We start from the raw sequence: 13,058 nt of genomic DNA on the forward strand, positions 1-13,058 counted from the left end.
ACCGAACGCAGCGCGAGCGGAGCGAGCGCCAAGCAACACAGCGTACGCTGTCTCCCGTTGGAGACCGAAGTCCACGCGGCGGCAGGCTCCCCCCAGCAAGCGCGACCATTGGGACAGGTGGAGGTCCGGTGGCGGACGTGCACCCAGAGCACGCGCAGCTGCAGGCCGACCGGGTCTACCTCGGCTGGCAGTACGCGATGATGTACCCCGACCCGGGGCCGCCGCCGCGCCGGCCGTCTCCGGAGGAGGTCCCGGCGGCCGAGCCCGAGGCGGCTGTCGATCCGACCTGGGTGCGTCGTGAGCGCCTGCAGGAGGATCTGCTCAACCGGCCGGTGAAGATCGTCGGCGTTTTCATGGCCCTGCTGTCGGTGCTGATCCTGGGCTTAGGGATCGGCGAGGTGATGGCGTGGTCGTTCGTCGCGGTGGGGCTGACGGTCAGCGCGGGCGTGGCCGCCATCTGCGCGTACGCCGTCCACCAGGGGGAGCGCGCCCTGCGTTCGCGGATCAGGGAGCAGGAGGATCGGTCGGCCCGCCGCCGGGAGCGCCGCGAGCGGGAGCTGGCCGACGCGCAGGAGGAGCACGCCCGGCGCTACCGCGAGTGGGCGGCCCGCAAGCAGCGGTTCGACCGGCAGCTCACCTGGTACGCCGTTGCGGTGCCCGACGAGATCGACCGGATCGACGTGGCGGGCGGCACCCTGCCGGGCTGGTCGGCGCTGATCACCCTGCTCGGCGCGACCCGGCTGTACAGCGGCGGCCATCTCACCGTGCTGGACCTGTCGGAGGGGGCCATCGCCAAGGACCTGATCGAGCTGGCCCGGCGCGGCGGGGACGATCCGCTGGTGTGGGTGCTGCCGACCGACCTGCCGCGGCTGGACCTGGGCTCGACGCTGCCGCCGGAGGCGTTCGCCGACGTGCTCGCGCACGTGGTCAGCGTGAGCGAGGAGCACCGCACGACCCGCGATCTGAGCTTCGACAACGCGATCCTGGAGCGGGTGCTGGAGGTGCTCGGCGAGAACGCCACGATCAACCAGGTGACGGCCGCGCTGCGGGCACTCGCCCAGGTCGGCGATCCCCGGGACGACCTGCGGTTCGGCCTGCTGACCGCGAGCCAGCTGGAGCGGATCGGCACGTTGTTCGGCCGTGGCGTCACCGACCGGGTGGTGATCGAGCGCGCCTGGGCGCTGGAGTCCCAGCTGCGCAAGCTGGAGACGCTCGGCTCGGAGGCGGTGCGGCTGCCGCCCGCCCGGCTGCGGGTGGTATCGATGGACCGCCAGGCCGGGGTGTTCGGCAACCGGGTGCTCGGCACCTACGTCGCCACCGCGCTCACCCACATCCTGCGCCGGTCGCCCGCCTCCGAGCGGCCGTGGTACCACACGATCATCGTGGCGGGCGCGGACAAGCTGCGCGGCGACGTGCTGGACCGGTTGATGGACGCCTGCGAGACCTCGCAGACCGGGCTGGTGCTGACCTACCGGTCGCTGACCCCCACGGTGCGGGAGCGCCTGGGCCGCGGGCACGCCGCCGTGGCGTTCATGCGGCTCGGCAACGCCGAGGACGCCCGGGTGGCCAGCGAGCACATGGGCACCGAGCACCGCCTGGAGCTGGCGCACCTGACCGAGACCATCGGCCAGGCGGTGGACGGGCTGAACGGCTCCTACACCTCGACCGTGGGGGAGGGCGCCGGCCGGGCCGGGCCGGGGGAGGGGAAGGGTGCGGGCGGCCTGATGGAGGGCATCACGGAGTCCACCGAGTGGGTGCGCAGCGCCAGCAAGGCCATGGGGGAGGAGCGGGTGCTGCAGCGCAGCCGCGAGTTCCTGATCGAGCCGCACCAGCTCCAGCAACTGCCCACCACCTCGGTGATCGTCACGCACGCCACCGCGGAGGGCCGGCAGGTGCGGCTGGCGGACGCCAACCCGGCCATCCTCACCTTCCCCAAGACCACGCTCGGCGAGTTCGAGGAGGTCCGCCGGGTCATGCTGTCCGCGCCCGAGTCGCCCGAGCCGCCCAAACGGCCCGAGCGCCCCGAGCAGGACCCGTTCCCGCCGAACCTGGGCCCCCCGCCGGAGCGGCTGGACTGGCGCCGCGGCCACTGATCCCCGGTGCCGGCCGGGCCGGCGACGGCACATCCGGCAGCGGACGCCCGGCGAGGAGTGGACCTGTGAAGCGAGGGCCGGCACCGGAAGTCTGGTGACGCGTAGATCGGATGAGGCGTGGACGCATGACGCGACGCCCGGGACGCGACGCCGGGGACGTGGCGCCGGGGACGTGACGGAGCAGGGCGGTGGCGCCGGGCGGCGCGGCTTGATATGCAGTCTGGGTGTCCTCCCCAGCGCCGAGCACGCCGTTACCGCTGAGCGGTCCCTGGTATCGCATCCAGGCGATCACCGCGCCCTCGCGCACCTCCTCGGCCGAGTGGGATTTCGTCACCGTGCTGCCGGCGGTGCTGTCCGCCGCCCAGCGCGCCCGCCCGTTCGTCATCGCCTGGCTGTCGCGCGGCGCGGGCGCGCCGCTGGAGTTGATCACGAACGCCGGGCCGCTCACCCCGCCCCGGCCGCCGCGCCGGGCCGCGGTCGCCAGCGTGGACGGCCCGCCGTACGGGCCGCAGCCGCTGCTGTTCCCCGGTGGCGCGCGCGGGGTAGAGGTGGGCGCGGACTGGCTCGCCGACCTGGCCGACCTGGCCTGGACGCCCTGCCCGGGGCGGCAGGCGCCGCCGCTGGGCGGCCGCCGCGAGCCCGGTCCCGATGACCTGCTGCGGCCCACGCTGTTCGAGTCCACCCTGGTCACCTTGATGTCCCGCCCGTTCGCCTGGCTGGTCGTCGCCGAGCCCACCGACCTGCTGGACGCCGAGGTGGCCCATCTGCGCACCCAGCTCAACGTGCTGCGGCAGTACGGCGACGCCTCTGAGCGCAGCCGGTTCGACGCCGAGCGCGCCGAGCGGCGCATGCAGGAGCTGGACGCCTTCCGCGAGGCGGGGTTGTGGAACGTCCGGGTGCTGGCCGGCGCCGCGGGCCCGGACGAGCTGCGGCAGATCGCGCCGGTGCTGGTCGGTTCGGTCGAGATGAGCCACCACCCCTACCGGCTGCGCAGCGCGCTGTCGTTGCCGATGTCGGGCGGGCAGGGCCGTCCGGGCGCCGCCGAGCCGGTGTACGGCCTGGCCGAGGCGCTCGGCGTCAACCGGCAGGACCCGGCCGACGGCGCGGCGGCGCCGTTCGCGGCCACCGCGGGCGCGCTCGCCGCGCTGGCCGGGCTGCCCCGGCGCGAGGTGCCCGGCGTCCGGGTGCTGGACGCCGGGTTCTTCGACGTGACCAGCGAGGCGGACGTGCGCAGCACCGGCGAGCCGGTGCTGGACCTCGGGGCCATCGTGGACGGCCAGGACCGCCCGGTGGGCTCGTTCCGGGTGCCGCTGGCCACGCTGAACCGGCACGCCTTCGTCACCGGGGCGACCGGTTCGGGGAAGTCGCAGACCGTCCGCCACCTGCTGGAGCAGCTCACCGAGGCGGGCATTCCGTGGCTGGCCATCGAGCCGGCCAAGTCGGAGTACGCGGCGATGGCCGGGCGCATCGAGCGGGCCGCCCCGCTGACGGTCATCAATCCGTCGGCGCCGGACGCGGTGCCGTTCAGCGTCAACCCGCTGGCCCCCGAGCCCGGCTACCCGGTGCAGGCGCACATCGACATGGTGCGGGCGCTGTTCATGGCGGCCTTCGACGCCGAGGAGCCGTTCCCGCAGATCGTGTCGCTGGCGTTGCAGCGGGTCTACGAGGCCAACGGCTGGGACGTGGTGACCGGCGGCGGGGTGCCCGGCGCGGCCGTCCAGCCCGCGGTGCCCACGCTGGCCCAGCTGCAGGCGCACGCCCTGGAGGTGATCCAGGAGATCGGCTACGGCAACGAGGTGCAGGCCGACGTCGAGGGGTTCATCAGCCTGCGCCTGCGCAGCCTGCGGGTCGGCTCGGCGGGCCGGTTCTTCGAGGGCGGGCATCCGGCCGACGTCGGCGGGCTGCTGCGGCGCAACGTGGTCTTCGCGATCGAGGACGTCGCCAACGACGAGGACAAGGCGTTCCTGATGGGGACGCTGATCATCCGGATCGTCGAGCACCTGCGGATGCGCGCCCGGCGCGAGAAGGTGCGCGGCCTGCGGCACGTGATCGTGATCGAGGAGGCGCACCGGCTGCTGCGCGACCGCGGCGCGCAGCGGGCCAGCACGCACGCGGTGGAGCTGCTCGCCGGCATGCTGGCCGAGATCCGGGCGTACGGCGAGGGCATCGTGGTGGCCGAGCAGATCCCCACCAAGCTGGTCGCCGACGTGGTGAAGAACACCGCGCTGAAGGTGGTGCACCGGCTGCCCGCCGAGGACGACCGCCGGCTGGTCGGTGCGGCGATCAACCTCAGCGAGGAGCAGTCGCGGCAGGTGGTCTCGCTGCAGCCGGGCACCGCCGCGGTCTTCGCCGACGGCATGGACCGGCCGTTGCGCATCCAGGTGCCGCTCGGCGAGGACCGCGAGCGGGCGGTGGCCGGGCCGATCCCGCCGATCCAGGGCCGCCGCTCGGCCGCCTGCGGTCCGGAGTGCGCCAAGGGCACCGCGTGCACGCTGGTCGAGCTGCGCGAGGCCGACCTGCTGGCCGACGCGCCGGAGTGGGCCTGGCTGCGGGTGTGGACCGACACCCTGGTGCTGGCCTTCTGCGTCAACCGGTCGCTGCCCGGCGTGCCGCGGGCGCTCGCCGCGAGCTGGGCCGGGCTGCCGGCCCGGCGCCGCGAGTGCCTGCTGGCCACGCTCACCGAGCGGGCGGTGGCCCGGCGGGCCTGGTCGCTGCGCACCTGCCACGACCCGGCCCTGCTCACCGGCCGGGCCGCCGAGGCCGCCGCCGGGCTGCTCGACCCGTCCGGCGCGGACCGGCCCGCCCCCGGCGAGCGGCCGGGGGACACCTGGGTGATCCCGCAGGTGCGGTGGCTGCACGAGATGGACCGGCTGTTCCCCTACGGCCGGCCGGCACCGGATCTGCGCGCCCCGGCGCCGCGGATGGAGTACGCCCTGTTCGGCGCCGACCCGGACGGCCGGCCGCGCCCGGGCGGCGGCCCCCCGGGCGGTGCCGAGTTGCTCGGCCACCGGGTGCGGGCGCTGCGCCATCACCCGCTGTCGCTGGAGGTGGACCGCAACCGCGCGCTCGCGTTCCGCGTCCTGCTCGGCGACGACGGGTACGCGGGGGTGCGCGGCGACCTGGCGGGGGTCGCCATCGGCGTGGAGCCGCGCGACCGCGTCCGGCACGTCGCGCAGACGATGGGCGCGGCCTGGCTGGAGACGGTGCTGTCCTGGCCGGACCGGTTCGGCCCGGCCTTCGCCGGCGGCCCGGACGGCGCGCCCGGGCCGCCGATCGCCGGCACCTGACCGGACGGCGAGGTCTGCCCGTCTTTGGACGCTCGTGAGGGACTCTTCGCGCGGGCCGCACTAGGATCTCGGGCATGACCCAGCTACCGCTGCGCGCCCAGCTCGCGAGCGCCCTCGGGCGGACGGCCGCCACCCTGTCCCGGGTGACCGGGCGTGGCGACGGATCGGTGATCGGCGGCCGGGTCGGGCTGATCCTGGAGCCCGACCTGCTGCGCCGGCTCGCCGCGGATCGCAAGCTCGTGCTGGTGAGCGCCACGAACGGCAAGACCACCACCACCCGGTTGATCACCTCCGCGCTGCAGGAGCTCGGCGAGGTGGCCACCAACGCGTTCGGCGCCAACATGCCGGCCGGCCACGTGTCGGCGTTGTCGCAGTCCAAGCAGGCGCCGCTGGCCGTGCTGGAGGTCGACGAGAAGTACCTGCCGGAGGTGCTGGCCACCACCGGCGCCGGCGTCGCCTGCCTGATGAACCTCAGCCGCGACCAGATGGACCGCGCCGCGGAGATCTGGCTGCTCGCGCAGAAGTGGCGGCGGGCGCTGGCCGCCAAGAACACCCACGTGGTCGCCAACTGCGACGACCCGCTGGTCACCTGGGGCGCGGCCACCGCCGGCCAGGTGACCTGGGTGTCGTGCGGGCAGCCGTGGAAGGAGGACTCCTGGTGCTGCCCGGAGTGCGGCGGCCCGCTGGATCGCAAGGGTGACGACTGGGCGTGCCGCGAGTGCACCTTCCGCCGCCCGGAGCCGGCCTGGGTGCTCGACGACGACGCGGTGGTCGACCCGCGCGGGCGGCGCTGGGTGCTGGACCTGCGGCTGCCCGGCCGGGCGAACCGGGCGAACGCCGCCATGTCCCTGGCCGTCGCCGAGGTGTTCGGGCTGCCGGTGGAGCAGGCCCTGCCGCGGCTGCGCGAGGTCACCTCGGTGGCCGGCCGCTACACCATGGTGGAGCGGGACGGGCGGTCGCTGCGGCTGCTGCTGGCCAAGAACCCGGCGGGCTGGCTGGAGGCGTTCGAGGTCGCCGACCCGGCCCTGCCGATCATCCTGTCGGTGAACGCCCAGGGGCCGGACGGCCGGGACACCTCGTGGCTCTGGGACGTCGACTACCGGGTGCTGCGCGGCCGGCCGGTGTACGTGACCGGCGAGCGCCGGCTGGACCTGGCGCTGCGGCTGGACGTCGCGGACGTTCCGTTCCGGCTCTGCGACACCTTCGAGCAGGCGGTGGGCGAGCTGCCGCCCGGCCGGGTCGACGTGATCGCCAACTACACAGCCTTCCAGCGGATTCGAGCGGAGTTCGGACGTGCCCTCTGACAGCGCCGTACGCATCGTATGGATCTACCCGGACCTGCTGAGCACCTACGGTGACCAGGGCAACGTCCTGATCCTGGAGCAGCGGGCCCGCCGCCGCGGCATCCCGGTGGAGACCGTCCACGTGCGCTCCGCCGACCCGGTGCCCGACTCCGGGGACATCTACCTGATCGGCGGCGGTGAGGACCGGCCGCAGATCCTCGCGGCCGAGCGGCTCCGCCGGGACGGCGGCCTGGCCCGCGCGATCGACCGCGGCGCCGCGCTGCTGGCGGTCTGCGCCGGTTACCAGATCATGGGGTCGACGTTCGGCGGGGAGGAGGGCCAGCCGGTGGCCGGCATCGGGCTGCTGGACATCGAGAGCACCCGCGGGCCGGCCCGCGCGGTCGGCGAGCTCGCCGCCGAGGTGGACACCGGGCTCGGCGGGCACATCCTCAGCGGGTTCGAGAACCACATGGGCGTCACCCGGCTCGGGCCCGGGGTCCGGCCGCTGTCGCGGACGATCGTCGGCACCGGCAACGGCGACGGCACCGAGGGCTGCCACGCCGGGAAGATCGTCGGCACCTATCTGCACGGCCCGGCGCTGGCTCGCAACCACTGGCTGGCCGACGTCTTCCTCGGCTGGGTCACCGGCCCGCTGGCCCCGCTGGACGACGCCTGGCACGAGCGGCTGCGCGCCGAGCGCCTCAAGGCCGTCCTGCCCGCCTGACGGCGCGGATCCGCGGCGTCCGGACGGTCCGGGACCCCGCCGCATCGGGCCGGCGGCGTGGGCGGGCCCGTCCCGCCGCCGGCGGCGCCCGGTCCGAGCTGCCGGACAGGGCGCCACCGACGGGCTAGCTCGTGGGCGGAACGGGCTCGGCGGTGACCAGGTTGAACGCGCTGAGCGGGTCATGTCCGCCGAAGAGCAGGCGGATCATGATCGCGGCCATCGCCTCCAGGTGGTGCGCGTGCCGCAGGTCACCGGCGGCCAGCGGCTCGCAGCCCAGGTCGCCGATCAGGCGGGCGACCAAGGCGCAGGCGGCGTCGTCGTCGCCGCAGTAGGGCACCACCAGGCGCCGGCGGTCGAAGACCGGCGGCTGCATCTCCCACACCCTGGCGTGGCACAGGTTGAACGCCTTCACGACGTGCCCGCCGGTGGCCGTGGCGATCTGCTGGGCCATGGACCGGCCCGGGGCGGTCACCAGGGTGAAGTCCCGCACCTCCACCGGGTTGTTGCAGTCGACGATGGGCTTGCCGCGCAGCCCGTCTCCGATCATGGAAAGCGTGCTGTCCATGCCCTGGTAGAGCACCGCGATCAAGGCGACCTCCGCGTGCTCGGCCACCTCCGCGAAGTCGCCGGCGCGCGCGCCCAGCTTGCCGGCCAGCGCCCGCGCGTTGGCCGGCGTCCGGCCGGTGACCATCAACTCGTGCCCGGACGCCGCCCATCGGGTGCCCAGCGCGTCGGCCATGGCGCCGGCTCCGAATATTCCGATTCTCATGGCGAGGACGGTAGACGGCCGTGGGGAACCGCCAGGTTCCCCACGCGTGTCAGTCGTCGCCGCCCAGCTCGTCGGCGTGGTCCTCGGCCCAGCGGGCGAGCACCGAAACCGGGTCCAGCAGGCTCCGCCCAAGGGGCGTCAGCCGGTACTCGGCGCCGGGCGGTGCGGTGGCGAGCGGCCGCCGCTCGACCAGGCCGCCGCGCTCCAGCCGGCGCAGGGTCTGGGTCAGCACCTTGTTGCTGATCCCCCCGATCCGCCCGGCCAGTTCGCTGTAGCGCAGCGGCCCCTGGCCCAGTCCGTAGACCACGACCACCGACCAGGCGTCGGCGATCAGCCGCAGCGTGGTGCGCGCGGGGCAGTCGGCCAGGAAGACGTCGTTGTCGCTCATGCGCCCGTCAGTAGACCAAGGCCTGGGCGCCTTCGGCGAGGGCCTCCTCGACGAACGTCGGCGCGCCGGCGATCCGCACGCCGTCGATCAGGTCGCCGGGGGTGATGGACCGCCGGGCGGCGCACTGGGTGCAGACGGTGACCCGGCCGCCGGCCAGCACCGCGTCCAGCAGGTCGGTGAGCGGCACCGCCTCCGGCAGGCTGAACTCCTTCGCCCGGCCGGGAAGCCCGAACCAGGACGCCTCGCCGGTCAGCCACAGCGAGACCGGGACCCCGCTCGCCAGCGCGGCGGCCGCGACGGTGAACGCCTGGTTGCACCGCTCCGGCGCGTCCAGCCCCGCCGTAACCTTTATCACCATTGATCGTGCCATGATCTGAGCCTAGGCGGCCGGGCCGCGGATCCACCAGCGGGTCCGCCGCACCGGCGCGGCACGCCGGGCGGCGCACCGGGCGGCACGGCGCGCGATGCCCGGCCGGGCATCTAGGCTCGGATCCCATGGAGTCGCAGTCAATTCATCCTGACCTCGAGCCGATCGCGTTCCTGCTGGGCAGGTGGGAGGGGGCCGGCGTCGGCGGCTACCCGACGATCGAGAGCTTCCGGTTCGGCCAGGAGATCGTCTTCGAGCACGACGGCCGGCCGTTCCTGGCCTACCAGAGCCGCACCTGGCTGCTCGACGACGAGGGCACCATGGTCCGGCCGCTGGCGACCGAGTCGGGGTACTGGCGGGCGCTGCCCGAGCGCCAGCTGGAGATCCTGCTCGCCCACCCGACCGGCGTCACCGAGATCTACCTGGGCGAGGTCGCCTTCCACAAGATCGAGATGCGCACCGACGTGGTGGCCCGCACCGCCACCGCCAAGGAGTACACCGCCGGGCACCGGCTGTACGGCCTGGTCAACGGCAACCTGATGTACGCCTACGACATGGCCGCCGAGGGGCAGCCGCTCACCTCGCACCTGTCGGCTGAGCTGAAGAAGGTGGGCTGAAGAAGGTGGGCTGAGCCGCCGTCCGGTGCGGCGCGGGAGCGCCCGGCGGGCGCCGGGCCGGTCCGCCCGGCCGGGGCCGGGCACAGAAGAACCCCGGGCGTGCTCCGCCTCGTGGTGAGACGGGCCGGCTGGACCAAGGGAGGAGCGTGCGCTCCTCCCGCCGGCTGCCCGGGGTTCCGGTGTCTGTCTTGGATTCGCCGGACGTCACCCGTGCCCTCAGGGAAGGCACGACGTCGGGACGACAGGTCCTGACTGGCGATGTCCTAGCGGACAGCCACCTCGCTAGCCCTATGACAATCAACCATTGTTTCGGACCACCTCCCTTCTGCGTGCTTCGCAGGCTATGCGACCGGTCGATCAACGGGCAAGCGAATATCCCTCGACTGATCCCGCGCAGGTCAGAGCCTTGCGGCCCGCCCCGCCGGCCGTCACCCCGTCCGGGAGGCGCCGGGCGGCTCGTAGACTTCAGAGCATGACCGGGACTTGGCACGAGCAGCTGCGCGCCCGCGGTTACCGGGTAACGCCGCAGCGGCAGCTGGTGCTGGAGGCGGTCAGCCGGCTCGGCCACGCCACCCCCGAAGAGATCTGCGGCCGCGTCCAGGAGACCGCCCGCGGCGTCAACATCTCCACGGTCTACCGCACGCTGGAGCTGCTGGAAGAGCTGGGCATGGTCACCCACACCCACCTCGGCCACGGCGCCCCCACCTACCACCTGGCCAGCGAGGCCGACCACGTCCACCTGGTGTGCCGCGGCTGCGGCGAGATCACCGAGGTCGGCCCGGAGCTGGTCGAGGGCCTGGTCAGCCGGCTGGAGGCCGATCTCGGCTTCGGCACCGACGTCCGGCACCTGACCGTGTTCGGCCGCTGCCGCAACTGCCGGCCCTGAGCACGCCCGGCCGCGCGGCGCAATAGCCTTGGGGCATGCGTAGCCCTCTGCTGGACCTGCCGGGCGCGGTGGCCGCCGACGCCCCGGACGAGACCGTCGCCGCCCACTACGGCGAGCCGTACGCCGAGCAGCGCGCCCTGGTCGCGGGCCAGGCCCTGGTGGACCGGAGCGACCGCGAGGTCGTGCGGATCACCGGGCCGGACCGGCTCGGCTGGCTCAACAGCCTGACCTCGCAGAAGCTGGACGCGTTGCCGCCCGGCACGGCGACCCAGACGCTGTTCCTGGACGCCCAGGGCCGGCTGGAGCACCACCTGACCCTGGTGGACGACGGCGAGGCCGTCTGGGGGCATGTCGAGCCGGGCGCCGCGGCCGCGCTGATCGCCTTCCTTACGAAGATGCGCTTCATGCTGCGCGTCGAGGTGGCCGACCTGACCGCCGACTATGCCGTGGTCACCGTCCGGCCGCCGGTGCCCGCCCCCGGCCCCGGCGAGCCCCCCGCCGGCGAGCCGGTCCCGGACGCCGTCCCGGCGGGCGCGATCGCCGTCGGCGGCGACCTGCTGGTGCCGCGCGAGCGGCTGGCCGGCCTGCCCGCCGAGCTCGGCCTGCGCCCGGCCGGCCTGTGGGCCTACGAGGCGCTGCGCGTCGCGGCGCACCGGCCCCGGCAGGGGTTCGAGACCGACCACAAGACTATCCCCCACGAGGTGGGCTGGATCGGCGCCGCCGTGCACCTGACCAAGGGCTGCTACCGCGGGCAGGAGACCGTGGCCCGGGTGCACAACCTCGGCCACCCGCCGCGCCGGCTGGTCTTCCTGCACCTGGACGGCAGCGCCGACACGCTGCCGCCGCACGGCGCCCCGGTGACCCTCGGCGTCGGCGCGCCGCGCGAGGCCGACCCGGAGGCCGTGGTGGAGGGCACCGCGGAACCGGGCCAGGTGGGGTTCGTCGGCACCGCCGTCCGGCATTACGAGCTCGGCCCGATCGCGCTGGCCGTGGTGAAGCGCACCGTCCCGGTGGACATCGACCTGCTGGCCGGCGGGGTCGCCGCGACCCAGGAGGTCGTCGTGCCGCCGGACGCCGGCCGCAACGTCACCATCGACCCCGCGCTGCGCCGCCGCGTCCGCTGACCGGCCGCCCGGGGACGGTCAGACCTCCAGGATCAGGGTGATCGGGCCGTCGTTGACCAGCGAGACCTTCATGTCGGCGCCGAACACCCCGGTGGCGACCCGGGCGCCGAGCGCGCGCAGCTCGGCCACCACCGCGTCGACCAGCGGCTCGGCGACCGGGCCGGGGGCCGCGGCCTGCCAGGTGGGGCGGCGGCCCTTGCGGGCGTCGCCGTAGAGGGTGAACTGGCTCACCACCAGCAGCGGGGCGCCGATGTCCGAACACGATTTCTCGCCGGACAGGATGCGCAGCCCCCAGAGCTTGGCGGCCAGCCGGGCGGCCTGCGCCGGCCCGTCGTCGTGGGTCACCCCGACCAGCACCAGCAGGCCCGGCTCGTCGATCTCGCCCACGGCCCGCCCGTCGACCACCACGGACGCGGAACTCACCCGCTGAACAACGGCACGCATGGTCCCTGATTCTCGCACGCCGGTCCCCCCGGGCGGCCCGGTGCGGCGCGCCGGGCCGCCGTCCGTACACTCTGGGGGCACGAGAGGAGATGGACGTGGCGAGTGCGGCGTTGGTCGTGGAAGTGGTCCGGTCCGGGTTCGTGGAGTCGGTCCACCATGCCCGGGTGTTCACCATGGACGCCGCGGGCGCGCCGGCCATGGTGCACGGGGACGTCACGGCGGCGGTCTCGCCGCGCTCGTCGATGAAGCCGCTGCAGGCGCTCGGCATGCTGCGCGCCGGGCTGGACCTCGACGGCGAGCCGCTCGCGCTCGCCTGCGCCAGCCACGCCGGCGAGGAGTTCCACGTCGAGGGCGTCACCAAGATCCTCGCGGCGGCCGGGCTGGACGAGACGGCGCTGCGGTGCCCGCCCGCGCTGCCGGGCGACGAGGAGGCCGCCCGGCGGGTGCTGGCGGCCGGCGGCGGCCCGGCGCCGATCACCATGGACTGCTCGGGCAAGCACGCCGCGATGCTCGCCACCTGCGCGGCCAACGGCTGGTCGGTGGCGGACTACCTGCACCCGGCGCATCCGCTGCAGCGCGCGATCCGCGGCACGGTGGAGGAGCTGACCGGAGAGCGGGTCGCGGCCACCGGGGTGGACGGCTGCGGCGCGCCGCTGTTCTTCTCCTCCATGGCCGGGGTGGCCCGCGCCTTCCGCCGGCTGGTGCTCGCCGAGCCGGGCTCACCGGAGCGGCGGGTCGCCGACGCGATGCGCGCCCACCCCGAATGGACGTCGGGCACCGCCCGCCCGGAGACGGCGGTGATGCGGGCGGTCCCCGGGCTGCTGATCAAGTCGGGCGCCGAGGCGTTCGAGGCGTTCGCCCACCAGGACGGGGCGGCCGGCACCCTCAAGATCGAGGACGGCGGCCGGCGGGCCCGGATGCCGGTGCTGGTCGCCGCGCTGCGCGCGCTCGGCCTCGGCCACGACCGGCCCGAGCTGGACGCGCTGGCCGCCCCGCCGCTGCTCGGCGGCGGCCGCCCGGTCGGCGAGATCAGGGTCCGCCGGGCGGGGTGATCCTGCCCCGCTCACCGGGGCCCG

12 protein-coding genes are annotated in these 13,058 nt (G+C 74.8%); 8 read left to right on the plus strand and 4 right to left on the minus strand.

The features are described from left to right. Nucleotides 1-128 precede the first annotated feature (128 nt). From Sru01_RS23200 to Sru01_RS23215, 4 genes are all read left to right on the plus strand, one after another. Nucleotides 129-2,093 (plus strand): hypothetical protein, encoded by a 1,965-nt coding sequence (locus Sru01_RS23200; protein ID WP_239137670.1) that lies wholly within the window; start codon nt 129-131, stop codon nt 2,091-2,093. Nucleotides 2,094-2,317: 224 nt separating this feature from the next. Beyond that, nucleotides 2,318-5,380, plus strand: a complete 3,063-nt coding sequence (locus Sru01_RS23205; RefSeq protein WP_239137671.1) for an ATP-binding protein — start codon at nt 2,318-2,320, stop codon at nt 5,378-5,380. Between the two features lie 74 nt (nt 5,381-5,454). Then, nucleotides 5,455-6,684 carry a MurT ligase domain-containing protein gene (locus Sru01_RS23210; RefSeq protein WP_203989806.1) on the plus strand — a complete coding sequence of 410 codons (1,230 nt, stop codon included), beginning with the start codon at nt 5,455-5,457 and terminating at the stop codon, nt 6,682-6,684. Then, complete coding sequence (locus Sru01_RS23215; RefSeq protein ID WP_203989809.1) at nt 6,674-7,387, plus strand: type 1 glutamine amidotransferase; 714 nt, start codon at nt 6,674-6,676, stop codon at nt 7,385-7,387. The genes Sru01_RS23210 and Sru01_RS23215 overlap by 11 nt, the downstream gene beginning before the upstream one ends. A 124-nt stretch (nt 7,388-7,511) precedes the next feature. Here the strand turns inward: Sru01_RS23215 and Sru01_RS23220 are convergent, their stop codons facing one another. The 3 genes from Sru01_RS23220 to Sru01_RS23230 are packed head-to-tail and all read right to left on the minus strand — an operon-like array spanning nt 7,512 to nt 8,914. After that, nucleotides 7,512-8,156 (minus strand): NADPH-dependent F420 reductase, encoded by a 645-nt coding sequence (locus Sru01_RS23220; protein ID WP_203989811.1) that lies wholly within the window; start codon nt 8,154-8,156, stop codon nt 7,512-7,514. 49 nt (nt 8,157-8,205) lie between these two features. Beyond that, nucleotides 8,206-8,544, minus strand: a complete 339-nt coding sequence (locus Sru01_RS23225) for a winged helix-turn-helix transcriptional regulator (RefSeq protein WP_203989813.1) — start codon at nt 8,542-8,544, stop codon at nt 8,206-8,208. 7 nt (nt 8,545-8,551) lie between these two features. Next, a complete protein-coding gene (locus tag Sru01_RS23230) occupies nt 8,552-8,914 on the minus strand; it encodes a DsrE family protein (protein WP_203989815.1) in 363 nt (120 codons plus the stop codon). Between the two features lie 125 nt (nt 8,915-9,039). On the opposite strand from Sru01_RS23230, the gene Sru01_RS23235 reads away from it, so the two are divergent. The 3 genes from Sru01_RS23235 to ygfZ all read left to right on the plus strand — a co-directional run bounded on the left by Sru01_RS23235 (nt 9,040) and on the right by ygfZ (nt 11,538). After that, nucleotides 9,040-9,528: a heme-binding beta-barrel domain-containing protein gene (locus Sru01_RS23235; protein ID WP_203989817.1), complete on the plus strand. Its 489-nt coding sequence runs from the start codon at nt 9,040-9,042 to the stop codon at nt 9,526-9,528. A gap of 472 nt (nt 9,529-10,000) precedes the next feature. After that, the gene (locus Sru01_RS23240) at nt 10,001-10,414 is read left to right on the plus strand and encodes a Fur family transcriptional regulator (protein ID WP_203989818.1); all 414 of its coding nucleotides are present in this window, start codon (nt 10,001-10,003) and stop codon (nt 10,412-10,414) included. 35 nt (nt 10,415-10,449) lie between these two features. Continuing rightward, on the plus strand, nt 10,450-11,538 hold the full coding sequence (gene ygfZ, locus Sru01_RS23245) for a CAF17-like 4Fe-4S cluster assembly/insertion protein YgfZ (protein WP_203989819.1): 1,089 nt from the start codon (nt 10,450-10,452) through the stop codon (nt 11,536-11,538). 18 nt (nt 11,539-11,556) lie between these two features. Here the strand turns inward: ygfZ and dtd are convergent, their stop codons facing one another. Further along, entirely contained in the window at nt 11,557-11,982 is a 426-nt protein-coding gene (gene dtd / locus Sru01_RS23250; protein ID WP_203989820.1) for a D-aminoacyl-tRNA deacylase, read from the minus strand. 89 nt (nt 11,983-12,071) lie between these two features. Here dtd and Sru01_RS23255 point away from each other — a divergent pair, with 89 nt between their 5' ends. Further along, the gene (locus Sru01_RS23255; RefSeq protein ID WP_203989821.1) at nt 12,072-13,034 is read left to right on the plus strand and encodes an asparaginase; all 963 of its coding nucleotides are present in this window, start codon (nt 12,072-12,074) and stop codon (nt 13,032-13,034) included. Nucleotides 13,035-13,058: the final 24 nt, after the last annotated feature.

This window comes from Sphaerisporangium rufum, from assembly GCF_016863395.1.
Lineage (GTDB): Bacteria > Actinomycetota > Actinomycetes > Streptosporangiales > Streptosporangiaceae > Sphaerisporangium > Sphaerisporangium rufum.

Bases quoted from the DNA above. Each gene is read 5' to 3' on its own strand.
- Sru01_RS23255 (WP_203989821.1), top strand. From the start codon at position 12,072: ATGGACGTGGCGAGTGCGGCGTTGGTCGTGGAAGTGGTCCGGTCCGGG.
- Sru01_RS23230 (WP_203989815.1), bottom strand. From the start codon at position 8,914: ATGGCACGATCAATGGTGATAAAGGTTACGGCGGGGCTGGACGCGCCG.
- Sru01_RS23210 (WP_203989806.1), top strand. From the start codon at position 5,455: ATGACCCAGCTACCGCTGCGCGCCCAGCTCGCGAGCGCCCTCGGGCGG.
- Sru01_RS23240 (WP_203989818.1), top strand. From the start codon at position 10,001: ATGACCGGGACTTGGCACGAGCAGCTGCGCGCCCGCGGTTACCGGGTA.
- Sru01_RS23235 (WP_203989817.1), top strand. From the start codon at position 9,040: ATGGAGTCGCAGTCAATTCATCCTGACCTCGAGCCGATCGCGTTCCTG.
- dtd (WP_203989820.1), bottom strand. From the start codon at position 11,982: ATGCGTGCCGTTGTTCAGCGGGTGAGTTCCGCGTCCGTGGTGGTCGAC.
- Sru01_RS23220 (WP_203989811.1), bottom strand. From the start codon at position 8,156: ATGAGAATCGGAATATTCGGAGCCGGCGCCATGGCCGACGCGCTGGGC.
- ygfZ (WP_203989819.1), top strand. From the start codon at position 10,450: ATGCGTAGCCCTCTGCTGGACCTGCCGGGCGCGGTGGCCGCCGACGCC.
- Sru01_RS23225 (WP_203989813.1), bottom strand. From the start codon at position 8,544: ATGAGCGACAACGACGTCTTCCTGGCCGACTGCCCCGCGCGCACCACG.